This is a genomic window from Coprococcus sp. HCN-4056 (assembly GCF_037892645.1).
GTDB lineage: Bacteria > Bacillota > Clostridia > Lachnospirales > Lachnospiraceae > Coprococcus > Coprococcus ammoniilyticus.
In genome coordinates this window covers 38,265-62,016 of the sequence record NZ_JBBKBL010000006.1, presented here as the reverse complement: position 1 = coordinate 62,016, position 23,752 = coordinate 38,265, and the positions used below count along the sequence as shown (strand labels likewise).

Sequence of the window (23,752 nt, the reverse complement as noted above, 5' to 3'; positions counted from 1 at the left end):
TACTACCGTTTCCGATACTCTCCGGGTGTGACACCATATTTCTTCTTGAAGGTTCGATTGAAATAGGACAGGTTAAAGAATCCGCAGCTTTCTGCGATGGACAGGATGCTGTCATCGGTTGTGACAAGAAGTCTGGCTGCGATATTTAACCGGAAATCACACAGATAGGTGGTAAAGGATACACCCATTGTATTCTTAAAAAATCGCATAAAATGGGATTCAGAGAATCCACAGTAAGAAGCAATGTCCGCAATGGATATTGCTTCTTTGTAGTTTCCGTCGATATAAGATAAGATCGCTTTGGTACGATCCAGATTCTTTGCATGATTTTTCCGGTCTGAGGTCTCTGCCTTTTGCTCTGCATGTGTATACAGGGTATAGAAGAATTCAAAATAACAGCTTTTCAGAGCAAGCCGATATCCCTTTGGAGTCGATGCACAGAGGGTATCTACCCGGTTTAGGCAGGAGGACAGGGAATTATATAACGGATCGTCACGGTCATAGATACTCTTTATATCTAATTCACCGGAGAGCAGAGGCAGGAAGAATTCACTGTCTAAGGTATCATGATTTTTGGATCGGAACAGATCAACAGAGAAAATGATATTTTCATATTCCATCGAATAGGAGGCATACTGAGAGATGCCGTGGATCCTGCCCGGCAGGATCAGAATGATATCTCCTTCTTCTACATAGTGCGTCGTGAAATCCAGCGTTACATTTCCTTTTCCTTTCTTAATATAGATGATCTCCATATATGGATGCCAGTGGAGCGGAACGGCATTGAAGTCGAGCGGAATCGAGCACAGATAGGTGTTGTAAGGGAAGAGCGGATCGGCGTGCGCCTTCGTTTCCATGTAATTTTCATATTCTAAACTGTTCATATATATACTCCTTTCCTCGCGTCCACCTGTTTGATAAGATATAGTAGCTGAATGTTTTTGAGATGATAGAATAGTACCATAAAATGCTCTTATTATGCAAGAAATAGCATGAAAAAGATATTAGAATACAAACCAGAACAGACATTCCGAATATACGACCTTTACCTTACCTTTACCTTTATTAAATGCAGGCGAATGGATAGCTGTTCAATAGAAAATTTAATAAAGAGGTATCAGACATGAAGAAAGCGTTAGAGCGTGGCGCAGGAATCCTCCTGCCGATCAGCAGCCTTCCATCCCCTTATGGAATCGGATCTCTGGGGAAAGAGGCATATGAATTTGTTGACAGGTTGAAGGAGGCAGGCCAGCGTTACTGGCAGGTGCTTCCGATCGGACCAACCAGCTTTGGTGACAGTCCGTATCAGTCATTTTCAGCATTTGCGGGCAATCCTTATTTTATCGATTTCGACATTCTGATTCATGAAGGTTTACTGACACAGGAGGAGGTAGATGCATATAGCTGGTACGATCAGCTGGATGACATCGATTACGCCCGCCTGTACAGACAAAGGTTTGAGGTATTGAGAAAAGCATATGGCAGATCGAAGCATGAGACATCAAAGCAGTATGCAGAATTTCTCACGGAAAATGAAAACTGGCTTCCGGATTACGCCCTTTATATGGCGGTCAAGGCAGACCATGAGAACAAAGAATGGTTAAGCTGGGAAGAACCGGTTTTAAAGAGAGAAGAAACAGCACTTCGTAAGTGTAGGGAACAGTTACACGATGAGATCGGATTCTATATGTTCCTTCAGTTCAAATTCGATGAGCAGTGGAAGACACTCAAATCTTACGCCAACCGTCATGGTATCAGTTTGATCGGCGACATTCCAATCTATGTAGCACTGGACAGTGCAGATGTATGGGCAAATACAGAACAATTTCAGTTAGATCATGATCTACAGCCTGTGTGTGTAGCCGGTTGTCCACCGGATGCATTCTCCGATTACGGTCAGAAATGGGGCAATCCTTTGTATGACTGGGATCGTATGGAGCAGGATGGGTTCTCGTGGTGGAAGAACCGGATCCGTAAATCAGCCAGTCTCTATGATGTGATCCGTATCGATCATTTCATCGGGGTTGTGCGGTATTACAACATTCCGGCAGACGGAGAACCAAAGAACGGATTCTATCTGGAGGGCCCGGGAAAGAAGCTGGTAGATGCGATCGACAGTGCCAGAGGAAATGCAAAGGTGATCGCAGAAGATCTGGGAGTCATTGTGCCGGAGGTACAGAAGCTGGTGAAGGAATCCGGCTATCCGGGAATGAAGATCTTACAGTTTGGATTTGACGGAAATGCGGAGAATGAACATGCACCGCATAATCACGAAAAGAATTACGTTGTCTATATCGGAACACACGATAATGACACATTAAAAGGATATATCGAGAATGCATCAAAGGACAATCTTACATTTATGATGAAATATCTGGGAGCGGCAGATGAGCAGGAGATCCCGGAGAAGATGATGCAGGTATTATATATGAGCCCTGCCGATACCGTTATCGTTCAGATGCAGGATCTGCTTGGAAAGGATAACGAAGCACGGATGAATCTTCCGTCTACGATCGGTACAAACTGGCGCTGGCGGATGAAGAAGGGTGAATTTACAGACGAGATCAGAGACAGATTAAGGGAATTAGCAAGAGTATATGGAAGAAATGCTGTGAAGCAATATTTTTGTAAGGAGGATATGATGTTAACAGAGATTTGTAAGAAAAAATATAATAAGACGATCAAGGAATGCAGCAATGAGGAGATCTATTTTGCGCTGCTTGATATGACAAAAGAATTAGCAGAGGACAAGGTTACAGAGGATGGCAAGAAAAAGGTTTACTATATATCAGCAGAGTTCCTGATCGGTAAGCTGTTATCCAACAATCTGATCAATCTTGGAATCTTCGATGAAGTAAAACAGGTGCTGGCAGAAAACGGTAAGAGCATCTATGACATCGAAGAAGTAGAGCCGGAACCATCTCTTGGAAATGGCGGACTCGGACGATTGGCAGCCTGCTTCCTTGATTCGATGGCGACACTCGGACTTCCGGGAGATGGTATCGGATTAAATTACCATATGGGTCTGTTCAAGCAGGTATTTGAGAATAACTATCAGAAGGAGACTGCGAATCCATGGATCGAGGCAGACAGTTGGCTGACAAAGACCGATGTAAGCAACACGATCCGGTTCGGAAACTGTACCGTTCAGTCCAGAATGTATGACATCGATGTGACAGGTTATGAGAACCGCACAAATAAACTGCATTTATTTGATATCGAGAGCGTGGATGAGAGTATCATGGAGCCGGATGGCATTAGCTTTGATAAGACAGATATCAAGAAGAACCTGACACTCTGTCTTTATCCGGATGACAGTGACGAAGCCGGTAACTTACTTCGTATCTATCAGCAGTATTTCATGGTTGCAAATGGTGCACAGCTGATCCTTGCAGAGGCAAAGGAGAAAGGTTCGAATCTCCATGACCTTGCAGATTACGCTGCCGTTCAGATCAATGACACACATCCATCTATGGTGATCCCTGAGTTGATCCGTTTGTTGATGGAAGAAGGTATCTCCTTTGATGAGGCAACGGAGATCGTAACCGATGTATGTGCTTATACGAATCATACGATCCTTGCAGAAGCATTGGAGAAATGGCCGGTTGCTTATCTGGAGAAGGTCGTTCCACAGCTTATGCCTGTGATCCGTATGCTGGATAAAAAGGTCAGAAACCGTTATAAGGATGAGCGTGTTTATATTATAGATGGAGATTCCCGTGTGCATATGGCACATATCGATATGCATTACAGCCACAGTGTAAATGGTGTTGCTTATCTGCATACCGAGATCCTGAAGAATTCAGAGCTGCATCCATTTTATGAGATTTATCCTGAGAAATTCAACAATAAGACAAATGGTATCACATTCAGAAGATGGTTATTATACTGCAATGAAAAGCTGGCAGCCTACATCACAGAGCTGATCGGACCGGACTACAAGAAGGATGCCGATAAGTTACAGGAGCTGGCTTCTTACTACAAAGATAAGAACGTATTAGAAGAGATCCTTGCGATCAAGAAGAGCAATAAGGCAGTCTTAAAGGACTACCTGAAAGAGACACAGGGAATCGACATCAACGAGAATTCGATCTTTGATATTCAGGTCAAGAGACTGCATGAATACAAGCGTCAGCAGATGAACGCCCTCTGGGTGATCTACAAATATTTTGAGATCAAGAAGGGACACCTGCCTGAGACTCCGGTCACAGTTATATTTGGAGCGAAGGCTGCACCTGCTTATACGATCGCAAAGGACATCATTCATCTGATCCTCTGCTTGCAGGAGCTGATCGATAATGATCCTGAGGTAAGTCCGTACTTGAAAGTTGTCATGATCGAGAATTATAATGTATCAAAGGCAGCAAAGATTATTCCGGCATGCGATATCTCAGAGCAGATATCACTGGCATCCAAGGAAGCATCCGGAACAGGAAATATGAAGTTCATGTTAAACGGTGCGGTTACTCTGGGAACCCGTGATGGTGCAAATGTAGAGATCGGAGAGCTGGTTGGCGAGGATAATATTTATTTCTTTGGTGAATCCAGTGAAGAAGTGATCGAGCACTATGCAAAGGCAGACTATGTGGCAAGAGAGTTTTATGAGAAGCCGGAGATCAAGAAGCTGGTAGACTTCATCGTGAGTGATGAGCTGCTTGCGATCGGTCAGAAGGAAGCTCTTACCAGACTTCATAACGAGCTGATCGTAAAAGACTGGTTTATGACACTTCTTGATGTCTGTGATTACATTCAGACAAAGGAACAGGTGCTTGCCGATTATGAAGATCGTATGGGTTGGGCAGAGAAGACTCTGGTAAATATCAGTAAGGCAGGCTTCTTCTCCTCTGATCGTACGATCGCAGAATATAATAAAGATATCTGGAAGCTGTAAAATGTGTTAAAATAAGATATATATTTCCACCATAGAAAGGCGTTGATAGATATGTACAAGATATTGATCGTAGATGATGAGAAGATAGAAAGAAACGGTATTCGGTTTCTTTTAAAAAAACTGAATCTGGAATTTGAGATTGCAGAGGCGGTAAATGGTGTGGATGCACTGGAGAAGCTGGAGAAAGAAGATTTTGATATCCTGCTTACAGATGTAAAGATGCCTTTCATGGATGGAATCGAACTGATCGACCATGTTGTGAAGGAAAAGAAAAAGCTGCGCACAGTCATATTCAGCGGATGCAATGAATTCGACTATGCAAAGAAAGCGATCCGGCTGGGTGTTGTTGATTATATCTTAAAACCGGTCGATCCAAATGAATTCAAGAATACCCTGAATAAGGTTGTAAATGAACTGGAAGAGGCAAAGGCTTCGGACGAGCTGAAGAATAAGAGCATGGAATTCTTATATGAGCATGCGCTCTATATGCTGTTGAATGGAACGGATGTTACGAAGCTCAGACAGGAATACAGCGGATTATCGCTTGATCTGGGTAAATTCAAGAATATGCTTTTGATGGAATTCAATCATGATTTCTTCGGCAGACGTGGGGTGGATTTCAAAGAAAATGAGAACTTAAAGTCAATTGGAATCCTGCAATATCTGAACCTGAACCAGCAGCAGGAGATCTTATTCTTAGGGGATGAGATGAATATTCTCCGTAAGGCAAATGAGATCGTAAAGATCATCAAAGCCGATTATGATGCGGACTGTTACATAGCGATATCCTCTGATATCGGTGATCTGTCCGAGGTGGCAGATAAGATGGAAGAGCTCGAAGTGCTGATGGAGAACAAATTCTACCATCCGGAGATCCATGTATTTTATCCGAACATGGAGGGCGAGACTCCGGGTATTATCCAGTTCGATGATGATACCTTTATGAAGCAGATGAAACAGGATATCAAGATGAAGGATGTGGAAGCACTCCGGGAGCATTTTCAGAGATTCTGTGAGAAGTACAGACATAAGACAGAGTACTCCCAGATCTATATCAAGTTTCTGTTCTCGAATCTGATGAAGGATATCTATGGAAGCATCGATGAGACTGACGAAGCAGAGTTAAATAAAGACATTGAGAAATTATATATGGCGACAGATTTTCAAGTGCTGACGGAGCTTGTAGAAGAAGCAATCCGGAGACTGGAAACCTGTTTTGCAGGAAAGACACAGACGGCGCACCGGGAAGTAGAACTGGTGAAGCAGTATATTTACCGGAACTATGGAAGTGAGCTTGGAATCGATATGCTGGCGGATATGGTACATCTTGCACCGAGCTATCTAAGTACGGTTTTTAAGAAGGAGACCGGACAGAATCTAAGCAAATTCATCAAGGCATACCGGATGGAACAGGCAAAGGATATGTTAGAGAATAGCATGACGAAGATCGTAGATATCAGTGTGGCATGCGGATATCCGAATGTGTCGTATTTTTGTTCCAGCTTCCGTGAGTTCTTTGGCGTGAGTCCACAGAAATTCAGAGAGAGCGGAGGACAGGCGGATGCATAAAGAACGGATAGATAAAAGGGTAAAAAGAGGGTTTCAGAATCTGCGATTATCCGGCAAGCTGTTGGTTATTTATATACTTGCCGGGTTTCTGCCGATCATGATCACGCTGACAATCACCTACCATGAAATGAAGAAGATCCTGTGGGATCGTGAGACAATGATCCTGGAATCGTATCTGACACAGACGACGGATGCGCTTGATAATGAGTTAGAGATTTATAACAATCTTTCTAATTATATATCCTATAATCAGTCGATCGCGAAGATCTTAAGCTCAGATCAGAGTACATATCAGAATTATGAGCAGGTGGCAAGTGTCATAGATCCCCTGCTTTCTTCTATTATGTATTTTCATGATGATGTAAAGCAGGTAACGATCTACACGGATGCCTGTCAGGTGAAGCACGGCAGTACGATCGCCCCTATTACGACACTTGAAAATGAAGAAGAAAATTATGGGATGGTCGGTGATAACCAGATCCACTGGATCGTGAATGCGAAGGATAAGACTGCTTATTCGTTAAACCGCATGGCCATGCTGGAGCAGAAAAAGGCAAAAGGTCTGCTCTATGTAGGGGTAGATTATGACAGCGTATTCCAGCCGTTTAATAACGAAACAGTATTTGATAATTATGGCGTTGTGATAGAGGATGCAGAAGGTAACTGCATCTTTAAAAAGAGTGTATTTACAGAAGAAAAACAGCCGTATGAATTATCAGAGGAACAGTTCTTTGCAACAGTAGGGCAGAAGAATTCCGGTTATCAGTTTATTAAGCGGGAGTCGAAGGCATCCGGTTGGAAGATCTGGATCTATAAGCCGGATCGGCTGATCATTTCTTCGGTTCAGCCAATCTTAATAATTGCTGCTGCCGCAATCCTGGTCAGTCTGATGGCAGCAATCGCATGTATCCGTATAATTTCCGAGTTCATAACGAAACGTATCAGTAAGCTTCAGAAGAAAATGCGCAATCTGGAAACCGGAAATCTTGGTATGGAGATTGAGAATGACAGTACGGATGAGATCGGTGATCTGATCAATGGTTATAACAGTATGACGAAGCGTCTGGATGCAACGATCAATGAAGTATACCGAAGCAAGATCAAAGAAAAGGAATATGAGATGCGGGCGTTACAGGCGCAGATCAATCCGCATTTCCTGTATAATTCACTGTCTATCATTAACTGGAAAGCATTAGAGGCAGACCAGGAGGATATCAGCCGTATCACGTTGTCGTTGTCCACCTTTTACCGGACAGCGTTAAATAAGGGAAAGAATATCCTGCTTGTCCGGGATGAGATCGCGAACATCAAAGCATATCTGGATATCCAGCTTACGATGCATGATGACAGCTTCGATGTCATCTATGATATCGATGATTCTATTTTAAAATATGAGACTTTAAATCTGATCTTGCAGCCGATTCTTGAGAATGCGATCCATCATGGCATAGATCTGAAACAGGATGGCAGAGGAGAGATCCGCATCAGTGGAAAAGAGGACGATAAAGATATCCGGTTTGCGGTATCCGATAATGGTGTCGGTATGACCAAAGAACAGGCGGAGCTGATACTGACTGCCGATTCAAAGGGCTATGGTGTGCGAAATGTCAATGAACGTATCAAACTGTATTATGGCGCGGAATATGCGGTTTGTATCGACAGTGAAGTTGGCAGGGGAACGACCGTCACGATCCATTTTCCAAAAGAACTGCATGCAGAAATCAAACATTCATAAAAAACCAACATGTTTCTGAAATTATTGATATATACGATGAAACGGTTCCTTTTTATAATAATGTCATAAGGTAAAGGTACTGCAAAAGTATTAAAAAACAAACAAAAAACATGACTTATTTAAAGGAGGAACGGTTATGAAGTTAAGAAAGTATGCAGCGATTGCACTGGCAGGAGCTATGTGCATGTCATTACTCGCAGGATGTGGAGATAAGAAGGATGATACATCTAAGGATTCCACAACAGCATCAAATGCAGAGGCAACATCAGGAGAGAGTACTGATGCATCTGCAGAAGAGGAAAACATTAAAGCAACAATTACAGTATGGGGACCTGCCGAGGATCAGTCACCGGATTATGGTGAATGGCTTCAGGGAAGATGTGAAGCATTTAATAAGGAACATCCAAATTGGGATCTTTCATTTGAATATGGTACATGCAGCGAGGCAGATGCAGGAAAGACCGTAACACAGGATGTATCCGCATCAGCAGATGTATATATGTTCGCAGACGACCAGTTACAGACACTGATCGATGCAAATGCAATCTCGGAGTTAGGCGGAAGCACAGCAGACTATGTAAAGTCAACAAACTCACAGGCAGTTGTGGATTCTATCACAGTAGATGGCGGAATCTATGGTGTTCCGTTTACAACAAATACATGGTTTTTATACTATAACAAGAAAGTATATTCAGACAGCGATGTAAAGAGCCTTGATACAATGCTTGAAAAAGGAAAAGTTGCTTTTCCTCTTACAAACAGCTGGTATGATGCAGCATTTTATCTTGCAAACGGATGTACATTATTCGGTGATGGTACAGATAATGACGCAGGAATCAACTTTGGCGGAGATAATGGAAAGGCTGTTACAGATTACCTTGTAGATCTTGTAGCAAATAAGAATTTTGTAAATGATGAATCCGGTGTCGGTATTTCCGGTATGACAGATGGATCTATCGCAGCTATGTTTTCCGGTTCATGGGATTATAAGGCATTACATGATGCACTTGGTGATGATCTTGGAATCGCAGCTATGCCTACAGCCAAGATCGGCGGATCTGACAAGCAGTTACTTTCATTTGCCGGTTCAAAGGCAATCGGTGTAAATCCAAACTGTGAATATCCACAGGTAGCAGTAGCACTTGCCCTGTACCTTGGTAACGAAGAATCACAGCAGTCACATTATGAAGCAAGAAGCATTGTTCCTTGTAACACAAATCTTTTAGAGAGTGATACGGTAAAGAATGATGCATTAGTAACAGCTCAGAACGATACCTTCAACAATACATCTATGATCCAGCCATTTGTACCTAAGATGAGTAACTTCTGGACACCGGCAGAGAATTTTGGTAAGGCACTCTTAAACGGTGAAGTTACACATGATAATGCTGCTGAGCAGACAGAAGCATTCAATACATCATTGAACACAGATGTAGCAGAGTAAAAATAAACAGATCATAAGATAGAGTGTTCCATTTCCACAGGGGTGGTGGAACACTTTATTTTATGAAAGAGACGTAAAAACGCAACATTTACTTTGAGACGGAGGTGTCAGGATGGCTGAAGCGACAGTAAGCAAAAAGAAAAAAATAAGACGAAGTGATTATCAATATACTGTTTTCAAGGCCATGAGAAATGGTGATTGGATCACCAGATTATCGTTCCTGATCATGGGATTCGGAAACATTGTCAGAAAACAGTTTGTAAAAGGTTTATCATTTCTGGTACTTGAAAGCATATTTATTTATTTCATGATAAAAAACGGTGCATCCCTTCTGACCGATTTCTTCCATCTGGGAGGAGCAGAACAGGAGAAGGTGTGGAATGATGCAAAAGGCATATTTGAATATACACAGGGTGATAATTCCCTTTTGATGTTATTATATGGAGTAGCCACAGTATTTATCATATTTGCATTTGTATGCCTCTGGGTAGTCAGTGTCGAGAGCGCATATCGTGCACAGTGCCTGCATGATGCAGGGAAGAAAGTTCCGGGATTTACAGATGATATTAAGAGTTTATTTGATAAAAACCTTCATATGTTTCTGCTACCACTTCCGGTACTCGGGATTGTTGTCTTTACGATCCTGCCGCTCGTATTCATGATCTGTATGGCATTTACAAATTACAGTAAGCTGGATTCCCATACGGTATTGTTTAACTGGGTAGGACTGAAAAACTTTGCCAAGATTTTGAATTTTAATGACGCAGTCGGAAGTACATTCTGGTCCGTCCTCGGATGGACGCTGGTATGGGCGGTTGCTGCGACATTTACCAACTATATCTTCGGTATGATCCTTGCAATGGTCATCAATCGAAAGGGAACAAGATGTAAGAGTGTGTGGAGGTCGATCTTCATGTTATCCGCAGCCGTTCCACAGTTTGTATCCCTGCTTTTGATGCGTACGATCTTCAGTCAGAATGGTATCGTAAATACTTTATTACTGAATCATCATATCATCGACAATGCAATTCCGTTCTGGAGCAATGCAACCATTGCCCGTATCATGGTTATCGTGATCAATATCTGGATCGGTATTCCGTTTACCATTATGCAGGTGACCGGTATCTTACAAAGTATACCGGAAGATATCTATGAGGCCGCAAAAGTGGATGGAGCCGGACCGGTGAAGATCTTCTTTAAGATCACACTTCCATATATGTTATTTGTAACAGCTCCGTATCTGATCACGACTTTTGCAGGTAATATTAATAACTTTAATGTAATCTATCTTCTGTCAAACGGAGCACCGATTCCGGTTGGAAAGACAGCAGGAAAGACCGATCTTCTGGTTACCTGGCTCTACAAGCTGACAGTTGATAATCAGTATTATAATCTGGGTGCGGTTATCGGTATCATGACATTTATCGTTCTTGCGATCGTATCTCTGATCACCTATCATAATACAACATCTTATAAAGACGAGGAGGGATTCCAGTAATGACTAAAACAGGTAAGAAAATAAATGGAAAACAGAAGCTTACACCATCGGATATCGTTGTTCATATTATACTGGTAATTCTTTCTGTGATCTGGGTGATCCCGATTCTGTGGATCGTTCTGATCAGCTTCCGTGGAGAAAAAGGACAGTATGTTTCTACATTGCTGCCAAAGGCGTATACTCTTGGCAATTACACAAAGTTATTTACAGATACCGGTATCCTGAATTTTCCGAAGATGTTCATGAATACTTTGATTATTGCGATTTTCTCCTGTATAATATCTACAGTATTTGTATTGGCGATGTCATACTGTATGTCGAGAATGCGTTTCCGACTGAGACGCCCATTTATGAATGTAGCATTGATCCTTGGTATGTTCCCGGGATTCATGGCTATGATCGCAGTTTATTATATCTTAAAGGCGATCGGACTGTCAGAAGGATCCTTGATCCGTGTTGCACTTATCCTGGTTTATTCCGGTGGTGCAGGCTTACAGTTCTATATTGCAAAAGGCTTCTTTGATACGATTCCGAAGTCGATCGAGGAAGCAGCTTATCTGGACGGAGCAACCAGATGGCAGTCGTTTACTAAGATCATTATTCCGTTAAGCCGTCCGATCATTGTATATACGGTTCTGAATTCCTTTCTTGCTCCTTGGATTGATTTCGTATTTGCAAAGGTTATCTGCCGTGCAAATAAGAATTACTATACCGTATCTATCGGACTTTGGAATATGTTAGAGAAAGAATATGTGTATCCGTGGTTCAATTCCTTTGCAGCCGGTGCGGTGCTGATCTCAGTTCCGATCATCATTCTGTTCATGTTTATGCAGAAGTGTTATCGTGAGAGCTTCTCCGGTGGTGTAAAAGGTTAAGGGATCATATGATTATTTGCTTATAGTTTGGTTGAAACAGAGGAATGTATATGATTACAGGTTCGTATTTAAAAAAGATTATTTCATGTGTGCTGATTATAAATTTATTGATCTTATGTGGATGCGGTGATTCCGGGGCTACCCCCTCCACCCGGGAGAATGCAGAGACAAAAGAAGAATATGAAGCTGCGTTATATACAGCCCGCACGACACCTTACGGAAAATATCCGGAACAGCTTACCTACACACTGGGTAAGCTGTCCGGAGCAAATAATTCCAATCTCCCGGATGGCGAGACGTATGAAAATAATGCTTATACAAGGCTGTTGAATGAAAGGCTAAATGTTCAAAATCAGGATGTGTTTGAGGCTATGGATGAGCAATATACCGATAGTGTGACCATGGTGATCGCACAGAATGATCTTCCGGATGTGATGATCGTGGAGGATCTGGATGAGCTTCAGTATCTGGTGGATAATGATATGATCGCAGATCTGACAGACAGCTATAATAACTGTATGAGCGATACGATCAAGAATATATATGGAAGCTATGGTCGGGATATCCTTGATGTTGTAACCTTTGGCGGGAAGATCATGGCGATACCGGAAACGAATATCTCAGACGGACCAAATCTGATCTGGCTTCGTAAGGATTGGATGGATGCACTTGGGCTGTCCGCACCGAGAACACTCTCGGATGTAGAAGAGATCATAAGACAATTTAAAGAAAAAGATCCCGGACATAATGGGGCAGGAAATACCGTAGGGCTTGTATGTGATACCAGTCTCTGCGGCGGTTGTGGTTATAGCAGTGAATACACATTAGATATTATATTTGCTGCATATGGTGCATTTCCGAAACAGTGGATTTATGATGAGGACGGCAATGTTGTCTATGGTTCGGTTCAGCCGGAGGCGAAAGAGGCACTTGCCCATATCCATGAGTTGTATAAAGAGGGAATTCTGGATCAGGATTTTCTGATGCGAACGAGCAGTAACCTGATCGAGCTGATCGTGGATGGTCAATGCGGTTCTTTCTTTGGTCCCTGGTGGGCACCGAATAACCCGCTGATGCAGGCAGTGGAACAGAATAAAGATGCCGAGTGGCAGCCTTATCTGATCGCAACAGAGAAATCCGGATTTACCAGTTATCATACACAGAATCCTTCCGGTAAGTATATTGTAGTGCGTAAGGGTTATGAATATCCGGAGATTGCATGTAAGATTGTTAGTGTATTATTTGACTATTTGCGGTATAATGACAGAGACAATCAGGAGATTGTCGATTATTATAAAGAAAATGTAGACCCTACCGCCAGACCGTTTGCGATCAATGTAGATTACAACAATGCTTTGCAGATCTGCTATGGAGAACTAAATCATGTATTTGCGGGGGACAAATCCGCAGATGAACTGAACGTACTGGAATATTCCTATTATGAGGCATGCGAATCCTATCTGAAGGATGCGGAGAATGCCAGTGCGGAAGATTGGGCGGCGTATACTTCCCGTATCACAGCCTGTAAGATCTTAAACGATGGAAGGACGAACAAAGTAGAGTCGTTATATTTTGGAGAAACGGAAACGATGGTTACAGACTGGTGGAGCCTTGAGAATCTGGAAAGTGACACTTATCTGAAGATTGTAACCGGTGAGAGCGCACTCGATGAATTTGATCGTTTTGTCGAGAACTGGTATCAGAATGGCGGTGAAACGATCACAAAAGAGGTACGGGCTGAGATAGAATAAGAAGTTTCCGATGTTTTTATACGGAGGCATATTAAAATGACAGAAAGAGAAAAAATGATAGCAGGATCCGTTTATGATCCATCTGATGATGAATTAATACGATTAAGACAGAATGCGCATCGGTTGAGTAAAGAGTATAATGACTGCTTTGAGACAGATGAGAAACGCGAGAAGATCCTGGCAGAGCTGATTCCGAATAAGGGTAAGAATGTATATCTTCAGGGACCGGTTCAGTTCGATTACGGCTGCTTTACCGAGATAGGCGAGAACAGTTATGCGAACTTTAATTTTACCTGTCTGGACTGTGCACCTGTTAAGATCGGCTGCAATGTATTTATGGGACCGAATGTTTCTCTGCTGACACCGATGCATCCGTTTCGTTTTCAGGAGCGTAACATTTATAAGAGGGAAGACGGCGTGTATACAGACCGGGAATATGCGAAGCCGATCACGATCGGAGATAACTGTTGGCTGGCAGGAAATGTAACAGTATGTGGCGGTGTAACGATCGGCAGTGGTTCTGTGATCGGAGCCGGAAGCGTGGTTACGAGAGATATCCCATCGGGAGTACTGGCTGCCGGAAATCCATGCAGAGTCATTCGCGAGATCACGGAGGAAGACCGTTTAAAGTAGAATTATATTGTTGAGAAAATGAAATGGGAGTCTGTCAATGAAAAAGTTGACAGGCTCTTTTTGAATCATTAAACTGAAAGAAAAGTAATTTTGCAAAGGAGTATGAAACATGAAAATAGGTATTTTAGGATATGGAAATCTTGGACGGGGTGTTGAGTGTGCGATCAAGCAGAATCCGGATATGGAGCTAGTAGCGGTATTTACCAGACGTGCACCGGAGACAGTATCGATATTAACAGAGGGAGTCGCTGTTTGTTCTGTAAATGATGTGGAGCAGTGGAAGGATAAGATCGATGTCATGATCCTCTGCGGCGGCAGTGCTACCGATCTGCCGGAGCAGACACCAAAGTATGCAGAGATGTTCAATGTTATAGACAGCTTCGATACACATGCAAGAATTCCGGAGCATTTTGCAAATGTAGATGCTGCCGCAAAGAAGAATGGTCATGTCGGCATCATCTCAGTAGGCTGGGATCCGGGTATGTTCTCTTTAAACCGTATGTATGCAAATGCGATCTTACCGGAAGGCCGTGATTATACATTCTGGGGAAAAGGTGTCAGCCAGGGACATTCCGATGCGATCCGTCGTGTAGAGGGTGTTAAGGATGGCAAGCAGTACACGATCCCTGTAGAAGCAGCACTGGAAGCAGTCAGAAATGGTGAGAATCCAGAACTTACAACCAGACAAAAGCACACAAGAGAGTGCTTTGTTGTATTAGAGGACGGTGCCGATCCTGTAAAAGTTGAAGAAATGATCAAGAACATGCCAAACTATTTTGCCGATTATGATACAACGGTTCACTTTATCAGTGAAGAAGAATTAAAGGCAAACCACAGTGGAATTCCTCATGGTGGATTTGTGATCCGTTCCGGTAAGACCGGCTGGAATCTGGAAAATAATCATGTGATCGAATACAGCCTGAAGCTGGATTCCAACCCGGAATTCACATCCTGTGTCATCGTGGCTTATGCAAGAGCAGCATACCGTCTGTACAAAGAAGGACAGAGCGGATGTAAGACCGTGTTCGATATAGCACCGGCGTACTTGAGCGCAAAAGACGGAGCAGAACTCCGTAAGAGCTTGTTGTAATAAGGAGGATTTTAAGATGAGCGTTGTTTTGGATGAGATGAAGACAAGAAGAAGTATCCGGAAGTTCAAACCGGATATGGTTCCGGCGGATGTTCTGGATCAGATCATTGAAGCAGGAACATTTGCTGCAAACGGCAGAGGCTTGCAGTCTCCGATCATTATTGCGGTAACAAATAAAGAGATGCGGGATAAGATTATGGAGATGAACCGTATGATCGGCGGCTGGGAGGAAGGCTTTGATCCATTTTACGGAGCACCTGTTATATTGATCGTACTGGCAGATGCATCCTGTCCGACTGCTGTCTATGACGGAAGCCTGACGATGGGAAATCTGATGCTTGCCGCACATGATCTTGGAATCGGAAGCTGCTGGATCCATCGTGCAAAAGAAGAATTCGAAAGCGAAGAAGGAAAGCAGATCCTTGAAGGCCTTGGAATCACCGGCGACTATATCGGTGTCGGACATTGCGCACTTGGATTTACGGATGGAGCGTATCCTGATGTTATTCCAAGAAAGGATAACAGAGTATACTATATTCGCTAAGCAGTTATTGACATTCTGAAAAAATATGGTAGAATACCCACGAAAACGAATGAAGTGGATTTTTCCGGATAATAAATAAGTCATCTTTTCGCCACACAGCTATAAGTGAAACCATTTATAACTGTGTGGCGTTTTTATGTAGAGAGGGAGAAATGTATGAACGAAGAATTTATGAAAGAACGACCGGTGCTGCCGCTACTTTTGTCAATGGCACTTCCGATGATATTATCGATGTTGGTCAATTCTCTGTACAACATTGTGGACAGCTTTTTTGTAGCGAAGATCAGCGAGGATGCGATGACAGCTCTGTCGCTTGTCTTTCCGATCCAGAATTTTGTAAATGCGGTAGCCATCGGTTTTGGCGTGGGAATCAATGCGGTGATCGCGTTCTATCTCGGCGCAAAGGAACCGGACAAGGCAAATGCAGCAGCGTCAAAGGGTACTCTTCTTTCTGTTGTTCATGGTGTGATCATGACAGTAGTCTGTATCCTGATCATGCCGGGATTTCTGCGGATGTTCACATCGAATGAGACAGTTGTTCAGATGGGAATTCAGTATTCGATGATCGTATTTGCATTTTCTGTTATTATTTCCATTGATCTGTCATTTGAGAAGATCTATCAGGCAGTTGGAAGAATGGTTGTTACAATGGTCGGACTTGGCGGTGGATGCCTGATGAACATTGTATTAGATCCCCTATTGATCTTCGGTATCGGACCATTTCCGAAAATGGGAATCCGGGGTGCTGCACTTGCAACCGGACTTGGACAGGTGTTTACCCTGTTGATCTATCTGTTTGTCTATGTGTTCCGTCCAATATCCGTAAAGATCGGCAGACGATATCTGCATACGGAGGATTATCTGACAGGGAAGTTGTATGCGATTGGTATTCCGGCTATTCTTAATATGGCACTTCCGTCCCTGCTTACGACTGCACTGAATGCGATATTAAGCACCTATTCACAGATCTATGTTGTGATCCTTGGAATCTATTATAAATTGCAGACATTTTTATATCTTCCTGCAAACGGCATGATCCAGGGTATGCGTCCGGTAATTAGCTATAATTACGGAGCAGGAGAGCACAAACGTGTCCGCAGCATTTATAATATTACACTTACGATCATTGGTATGATCATAGTATTTGGAACAGTGATCTGCCTGATCTTCCCGGATAAACTGATCGGAATGTTCTCGGATAATCAGGCAACGATCACGGAGGGCACGACGGCACTTCGGATCATCTGTGCCGGATTTATAGTTTCTTCGGTATCTGTGACTTCATCCGGTGCATTAGAGGGACTTGGCAAGGGTACGCCATCATTGATGATCTCCCTGCTTCGCTATGTGGTTGTCATCATTCCGGCTGCATTTGTACTCAGTCGTATCTTTGGTGTTGTCGGTGTCTGGAATGCGTTCTGGGTAGCAGAACTGATAACAGCAGTTGCTGCACTTTTCATTTACCGACAGGCAGTTAAGAGAAAAAGTTAAGATTTCATAGATTACACAGTTGCATGAAAAAGAAGATAATAAAAGAAGAAAGAAGGATTTATATGTGGTTTGTATTTGCATTGTTGTCGTCTGTATTTGCGGCATTGACATCAATTCTTGCAAAGGTAGGTATTGACGGAGTAAATTCGAATCTTGCAACAGCGATCCGAACAGCAGTTGTGCTTGTGATGTCATGGGGTATGGTGTTTCTGACACATACACAGTCCGGAATCAGCGCGATCGGGAAGAAAAGCTGGTTGTTTCTGATCCTATCAGGACTTGCAACCGGAGCATCGTGGTTGTGCTATTATAAAGCACTTCAGATGGGAAATGCATCCAAGGTAGTACCAATCGATAAATTAAGTGTCGTTATTACATTGATTCTTGCATTTGTATTTCTGCACGAAGAATTCACGATGAAGTCGATTATTGGCTGTGTACTGATCGGACTGGGAACGTTGTTGATGGTGTTATAAATAGACTAAGATAAGAGCGCAGACGGCACAGATAAGGTGTATATTTTAGTAGAAGTCCGGATATGGCAGAAATGCTGTATCCGGATTTTTTTATGGATAAACTTGTTTTCCGTTCGGATATCCATTACAATCAAACTTGGAGAGACGGAGGCAATATACAAAGCTAAAATATGCATGTTATTCTGTTCTATCGGGAAAGGAGATGGGACATGGATAACGAAATTGTATATTCCTCCAAGGCTACTGATCAGAAAGCACAGTATGATGCCAGCGCCAAGCGCCTGCTTGGACAGAAGATCATACTGGCGCATATACTGATCAGGGTAGTAGAAGAATTTAAAGGTATGGATGCAGATACGGTTGCCTCATTGATCGAAGGTGAACCGTATATCAGCCAGATTCCGGTTGAACCGGGACTAACGAACAAAGATACGGTGGATGCCAGAACCGGTGAACGGATTGTCGGACTGAATACAGAAAATTCCGAAATTGATGAGGGAAAGATATATTTTGATATTATTTTCTATGTACGGATGCGGGATGGACTGGCGAAAATGATCATTAATCTGGAAGCCCAGAAGAATGAACCGACAAAGTATTTTATCTAAAATCGGGCAATCTTCTATACGGCAAGACTGGTGTCATCTCAAAAAGAACGGGAATTTACAGGTTCTGACTATAATGAGATCAAACAGGTATATTCGATCTGGATTTGTATGAATATGGAGAAGAACAGTCTGAGTCATATCCATATGGTGAAAGATGATCTGGTGGAGGAACAGGACTGGAAAGGCAATCTGGATATTTTAAACATCGTAATGATCGGATTGGCAAAGGAGATTCCGCCTAAGGAAGAACAATATGAACTGCATCGATTACTTGGAACGCTATTGTCGCAGACAATGACGGCAGAACAGAAATTGAAGCTGATGAAACAGGAGTATGACATACCGGTAGACAGACACGGTATCAGAGACGAGGTGAAGATCATGTGTAATCTGAGTGAAGGCGTAGAAGAAATGGGATATGTAAAGGGCGAAGCCGCGGGCATAGTCAAAGGTGAAATAATAGGCGAAGCCCGAGGGAAATCGGAGATTATCCTGAAAATGCATAAGAAAGGCTATTCCTTAGAGCAGATCATGGATGTAACCGATATGAGCAAAGCGGAAATTAAGGCAATCATAGGATAAAGACATAAGCAGAACAGATAACATGTATATTTTAGTAGAAGTCCGGATATGGCAGAAATGCTGTATCCGGACTTTTAAATTTGTAAAATGGTGCAAAATATCTAAAAAATGAAAAATGTTTTGTGGATTATTGACAGCCGTTTTTTTTATAATGTTTATGCTTTTTTACAGGCATCGGAGAATTATGCATACAAATGAAGAAAAAGCAACGTAACTTATGGAAATTATAGTGTAAGAGAAAAGGAGAGATGAATGAAAATGATGCAAAAGAAGATAAGAAGCCTGATCTATGCGGGCTTAGGATTGATTTTATGTGTGTTGCTGTGTGGTGGGGTCGGTATGACAGCACAGGCGGAAGAGTCAAAGACATATGGTGATTTTACATATGAAGAAGCTAAGGATGGAATTACAATTACCGGATATACAGGAGAAGCTAAAAAGGTTGTAATCCCGGATAAGATTAATGGGACAGAGGTAATAAGTATAGGAAACAAGGCATTTTGGGAATGTACCAGTTTAACTGGTGTAACGATACCGGAGGGAGTAACGAGTATAGGTGACAGGGCATTTGAGGATTGTACCAGTTTAACCAGTGTAACGATACCGGAGGGAGTAACAAGTATAGGAAATGATGCATTTTCGTTATGCGGAAATCTAACCAGTATATCGTTACCCAAGAGTCTAACCAGTATCGGCAGTTACGGATTTTCTGGTACTGATCTGACGAGTATTACGATACCTGAAAATGTAAGAAGTATAGGATGCGAGGCTTTTTTTTTATGTGATAAATTAAAAAAAGTAGTATTGCCGGAGGGGATAACAAGAATCTCCAGTAAAACATTTGCTATGTGCAGCAATTTAACCAGCATAACGATACCGGATAGTGTAACAAGTATCGGTAATGGCGTATTTTGTGGCTGCTCAAAGTTGAAGTCTGTTGTTATACCGGACAGTGTAATCGAAATTGATGTATTTAAAAAGGGCGAGAATCAGGGCGAATATTGGTGGCTACTTTTTGACCCAAATACTACAATTATCTGCAATAAAAATTCTGCAGCATATAAATACGCAAAGGAAAATAATTTACCAATCAAATTAATGCCAAAGCCTGCTAAGAAAGGTACAATTCTTACAGTTCCTTCTAAGAAGATTAAAGTAAAGGTAACTTCATCTTCAAAGAAGAATCCAACTGTTGCTGTTATGAAGATCACAAACAAGAAAGCGAAAAAACTTACCATACCATCTACTGTAAAGGTGGGTGGTGTTACCTATAAAGTAACAGCGGTTGCGAGTCAGGTATTCAAGGGTAACAAAAATCTGACAAATATCACGATCGGAAGGGGTATAACGAAGATAGGCAATGAAGCATTCTCCGGTTGTAAGAATCTGAAAAAGATCACTGTCACAGCAGGAAATCTTACGACTATCCGTAAGAGTGCGTTCAAGGGCATTAATAAGAAAGCAACCATTACTGTGAAAGGCACAAAGAAAGCAAAGACAGCTTTAAAGAAACAGCTGAAAAAGAAATCCGTCGGATACGTAAAGACGTGGAAGATTAAATAATTAGAAAATAGTTAATGTAAGCAGGATCGGTATTATATGACGTGGTATAATACCGGTCCTTTTTGCCAGAAAATCATTGACAAAGAACCTTTTCAGGCCCTATAATTTTGCCTAGCGTTTTAGTAGGTTATTTAGGAGAGATAGACATGTTAACACAGTTTTCCCGGACAGAATTATTGCTTGGTAAAGAAGCAATGGACAAATTGGCAAATTCAAAAGTAGCGGTATTCGGCGTTGGAGGCGTTGGCGGTTATGTGTGCGAAGCTCTGGCACGAAGTGGTGTCGGTTCCTTTGATCTGATCGACGATGATAAGGTATGCCTGACAAATCTGAACCGCCAGATCATTGCCACCAGAAAGTCTGTGGGAAAATATAAAACAGATGTTATGAAAGAACGGATTCTGGACATAAATCCGGATGCTAAGGTCGAGATGCACAAATGCTTTTTCCTGCCGGAAAATGCAGATGAATTTCCATTTGACTCCTATGATTATGTTGTAGATGCAGTAGATACGGTTACGGCTAAGATTGAGCTGGTGCTCCAGTCACAGAAAAAAGGAGTGCCGATCATCAGCAGTATGGGTGCAGGAAACAAGCTGGATGGCAGTATGTTTCAGGTAGCAGATATTTATAAAACAAGGGTATGTCCGCTTGCAAAGGTTATGCGTCGGGAACTTAAGAAGCGTGGCGTGAAAAAGTTAAAGGTTGTATATTCGGAAGAACAGCCGGTAAGACCACTTGAGGATATGTCGATCAGCTGCAGGACACAGTGTATCTGCCCGCCGGGAGCACAGCACAAATGTACAGAGCGGAGAGATATTCCGGGCAGTGTGGCGTTTGTACCATCTGTTGCAGGACTGATCATTGCAGGTGAAGTGGTAAAAGATTTGTGCAAAGAAGAAAGGCAGCGTGCATATGAGCATTACAATAGCGGAATTAAAGAATCGAAATAAAGACAGTTACCAGTTGATCGATATCCGGGATGCCATTGAGATCTCTCATGGGGCAGTGCCGGATGCGGTTGTGATTCCTGCGGAAGAAATAGAGACAAGCAGCGAGGTGGATAAGGACAAGCTGCTTGTTTTTGTTTTATAGTGATATGAATGAAACACAGATTACTATTTAAATAAAAAGTAAAAAAATATATTTCAGAACAAAAATCGACATTTTAGAACAAAGTGCTTGTAATTTAATTCGAGTATTAATATGTTGGAATTATCGTGCGAAATTATATGAGGGTTGTACAACTAAAAAGGAGATTTATGAAACAATTTAAGAGATTTATACTTTTAGTATTATGTATTGGCTGTTTTAGCAGTACATTATTAGTATCTGCTGGTTCAAATAGCAGGACGATTTATAATTCACAAAAAACAGTAAAAGCATATTCAAAAGCAAGCTATTCAAAAGCAACTATAAAGGATCATTTAAAGATTTCGGCTGAGATTAATGGAGGATGTGATGCTTCTAAAATAGGAGCGAGTAATTCGGCATATTATAAATATAAGCCGGGTGGTGGCAGTTACTCAGGTAAATATAAATTTTGGTATGCAAATTCTGCAAATGGTAAATATAAAATCAAGAAAAAGTATACAAGTGCAACAATTTTTATCAACTTAGATGATGTTGAAAAGACATATGCTGTTTTTGAATAACATGTATGAGACGTGATAAAATAGGTAGCTGCAGATATTTATTTTATATACGCAAAAATAAGCCAAAGTCCGTGCTCGCACGAGACTTTGGTGACTGCGGAGTTAACTATTAGAAATGTACGTTATGAGATCCTTATAGTTACAGATTACAGGAGAAGATGATATGTATAAAATTACAAAAGATAAGCTGACATTTATACTTTTTTTAGTAGGTATGAGTCTGTCCTTGAGTACAATTTTGAATGGATATCAGATTATGAGTAATTGGATTCAAAAATATGAAAGTCAGGATGGTATTTCAAAGTATAACGCTTATATTAATATCTACTCTACCACAGGAGCAACGGAATATAAATTGAATGATATAGAAGAATATCGACAAATACAGGAGATGGCGGTTCGAAGTACAAAAGCAATTCTGGAGCGTATAAGCGATGTTAGTTGTGATGCTGTAATCAGAGGAGATGAGTTTTCGATTGGCAGTTGTGAGGAAGATGCGGATGAAGTGCAGATTGCAGTGGCATATCATGGAAACTGGAACAGATTGCTTGAAAGTGGCAGATATCCAACAATGGAGGAATGGAATTCGGATAACATTTATCTTGTAGTAGGACATGGATGGAAGGATTCAGTAACAGTTTCAAAAGATGGAACGGAATGCTTGTCATTAGATGGAATTGATTGTCAGGTGACTGGGTATCTGGAATCATTTGGAAATGATTCAGATAAAATGATTATTGCGTTTGGCTCGTTAGAAAACTGGACATCGGAATCAGATGTATTTTTGAACCGGATAGCCGATGGAATGACCTATACTTCATCTTCTTATCCGGGAATGACAATCCAGCTTATGGATAAGAGTGTTCCGGTTGCAGAGCAGGCTGATGAATTGATAGAGATATTTGGACAATCAGATAATTATTATGCACAGCTGCTGGATCATTATGAGAGTCAGACAGATGTGTATATCGTTTATAAATTAAAAGCAGCTATTCTGATATTACTGTACATAGTGGGTATTATAAATTGCATAATGATTGCAAGAGTATGGTATGCACGACAGAAAAGAGATTTTGCAATCATGAAAACGGTTGGAATAACAGATAGACGAATCATAGAGTGGCAGTTGGTACGAATCGGGATATTAATGGGAATTTCTATTATTGTTGCAGGATGTTTACAGATTTTCTATTGTCTTGCAATGGAAAAGAAGATGACGTTTGTCTGGAATACATATATTTTGTGGTATTTTATATTTATGATTGGTATTTTGTTGCTGGTATTACTTTTTCCAATCTGCAAGCTGTTAAGACACCTGGTGCCTGCAAAGGAGGTTAGGAATTAAGT

General features: G+C 41.7%; 20 protein-coding genes and 1 pseudogene. 20 read left to right on the top strand and 1 reads right to left on the bottom strand.

Annotated features, from left to right (window positions below):
- Positions 1–2 precede the first annotated feature (2 nt).
- Positions 3–884 (bottom strand): helix-turn-helix transcriptional regulator, encoded by an 882-nt coding sequence (locus WKT03_RS10395; protein WP_117785612.1) that lies wholly within the window; start codon positions 882–884, stop codon positions 3–5.
- Positions 885–1,123: 239 nt separating this feature from the next.
- Here WKT03_RS10395 and malQ point away from each other — a divergent pair.
- The 20 genes and pseudogenes from malQ to WKT03_RS10295 form a co-directional block, all read left to right on the top strand.
- Positions 1,124–2,545, top strand: a pseudogene (gene malQ / locus WKT03_RS10390) (4-alpha-glucanotransferase); the annotation flags it as partial.
- A 93-nt stretch (positions 2,546–2,638) separates the two neighbouring features.
- Positions 2,639–4,891: a glycogen/starch/alpha-glucan phosphorylase gene (locus WKT03_RS10385; RefSeq protein ID WP_340392062.1), complete on the top strand. Its 2,253-nt coding sequence runs from the start codon at positions 2,639–2,641 to the stop codon at positions 4,889–4,891.
- A gap of 51 nt (positions 4,892–4,942) precedes the next feature.
- Positions 4,943–6,460: a response regulator gene (locus WKT03_RS10380; RefSeq protein ID WP_340391869.1), complete on the top strand. Its 1,518-nt coding sequence runs from the start codon at positions 4,943–4,945 to the stop codon at positions 6,458–6,460.
- Positions 6,453–8,195 carry a sensor histidine kinase gene (locus tag WKT03_RS10375; RefSeq protein ID WP_340391867.1) on the top strand — a complete coding sequence of 581 codons (1,743 nt, stop codon included), beginning with the start codon at positions 6,453–6,455 and terminating at the stop codon, positions 8,193–8,195. The genes WKT03_RS10380 and WKT03_RS10375 overlap by 8 nt, the downstream gene beginning before the upstream one ends.
- Positions 8,196–8,331: 136 nt before the next feature.
- On the top strand, positions 8,332–9,639 hold the full coding sequence (locus tag WKT03_RS10370; protein ID WP_340391866.1) for an extracellular solute-binding protein: 1,308 nt from the start codon (positions 8,332–8,334) through the stop codon (positions 9,637–9,639).
- Between the two features lie 112 nt (positions 9,640–9,751).
- Positions 9,752–11,137, top strand: coding sequence for a carbohydrate ABC transporter permease (locus tag WKT03_RS10365; RefSeq protein ID WP_021943343.1), 1,386 nt, complete (start codon positions 9,752–9,754; stop codon positions 11,135–11,137).
- On the top strand, positions 11,137–12,012 hold the full coding sequence (locus WKT03_RS10360; RefSeq protein WP_117785617.1) for a sugar ABC transporter permease: 876 nt from the start codon (positions 11,137–11,139) through the stop codon (positions 12,010–12,012). The genes WKT03_RS10365 and WKT03_RS10360 overlap by 1 nt, the downstream gene beginning before the upstream one ends.
- Before the next feature lie 50 nt (positions 12,013–12,062).
- Positions 12,063–13,763: a peripheral protein gene (locus WKT03_RS10355; RefSeq protein WP_340391865.1), complete on the top strand. Its 1,701-nt coding sequence runs from the start codon at positions 12,063–12,065 to the stop codon at positions 13,761–13,763.
- A 36-nt stretch (positions 13,764–13,799) separates the two neighbouring features.
- Positions 13,800–14,396, top strand: a complete 597-nt coding sequence (locus WKT03_RS10350; protein ID WP_008399796.1) for a sugar O-acetyltransferase — start codon at positions 13,800–13,802, stop codon at positions 14,394–14,396.
- Between the two features lie 109 nt (positions 14,397–14,505).
- A complete protein-coding gene (locus tag WKT03_RS10345; protein ID WP_118674754.1) occupies positions 14,506–15,486 on the top strand; it encodes a diaminopimelate dehydrogenase in 981 nt (326 codons plus the stop codon).
- A gap of 16 nt (positions 15,487–15,502) precedes the next feature.
- On the top strand, positions 15,503–16,030 hold the full coding sequence (locus WKT03_RS10340) for a nitroreductase (protein WP_021943348.1): 528 nt from the start codon (positions 15,503–15,505) through the stop codon (positions 16,028–16,030).
- 156 nt (positions 16,031–16,186) lie between these two features.
- On the top strand, positions 16,187–17,521 hold the full coding sequence (locus WKT03_RS10335) for an MATE family efflux transporter (RefSeq protein ID WP_340391862.1): 1,335 nt from the start codon (positions 16,187–16,189) through the stop codon (positions 17,519–17,521).
- Positions 17,522–17,583: 62 nt separating this feature from the next.
- The gene (locus tag WKT03_RS10330; protein WP_021943198.1) at positions 17,584–17,997 is read left to right on the top strand and encodes an EamA family transporter; all 414 of its coding nucleotides are present in this window, start codon (positions 17,584–17,586) and stop codon (positions 17,995–17,997) included.
- Between the two features lie 209 nt (positions 17,998–18,206).
- The gene (locus WKT03_RS10325) at positions 18,207–18,605 is read left to right on the top strand and encodes a hypothetical protein (protein WP_340391860.1); all 399 of its coding nucleotides are present in this window, start codon (positions 18,207–18,209) and stop codon (positions 18,603–18,605) included.
- 30 nt (positions 18,606–18,635) lie between these two features.
- A complete protein-coding gene (locus WKT03_RS10320) occupies positions 18,636–19,187 on the top strand; it encodes a hypothetical protein (RefSeq protein ID WP_340391859.1) in 552 nt (183 codons plus the stop codon).
- A 252-nt stretch (positions 19,188–19,439) separates the two neighbouring features.
- Entirely contained in the window at positions 19,440–20,750 is a 1,311-nt protein-coding gene (locus WKT03_RS10315; protein WP_340391857.1) for a leucine-rich repeat domain-containing protein, read from the top strand.
- 146 nt (positions 20,751–20,896) lie between these two features.
- Positions 20,897–21,703, top strand: a complete 807-nt coding sequence (locus WKT03_RS10310) for a ThiF family adenylyltransferase (protein WP_173788899.1) — start codon at positions 20,897–20,899, stop codon at positions 21,701–21,703.
- The gene (locus tag WKT03_RS10305; RefSeq protein ID WP_173788900.1) at positions 21,666–21,845 is read left to right on the top strand and encodes a hypothetical protein; all 180 of its coding nucleotides are present in this window, start codon (positions 21,666–21,668) and stop codon (positions 21,843–21,845) included. Before WKT03_RS10310 ends, WKT03_RS10305 begins: the two co-directional genes overlap by 38 nt.
- Before the next feature lie 167 nt (positions 21,846–22,012).
- Complete coding sequence (locus WKT03_RS10300) at positions 22,013–22,405, top strand: hypothetical protein (protein WP_340391854.1); 393 nt, start codon at positions 22,013–22,015, stop codon at positions 22,403–22,405.
- A 163-nt stretch (positions 22,406–22,568) separates the two neighbouring features.
- Entirely contained in the window at positions 22,569–23,750 is a 1,182-nt protein-coding gene (locus WKT03_RS10295; protein ID WP_147353881.1) for an FtsX-like permease family protein, read from the top strand.
- Positions 23,751–23,752: the final 2 nt, after the last annotated feature.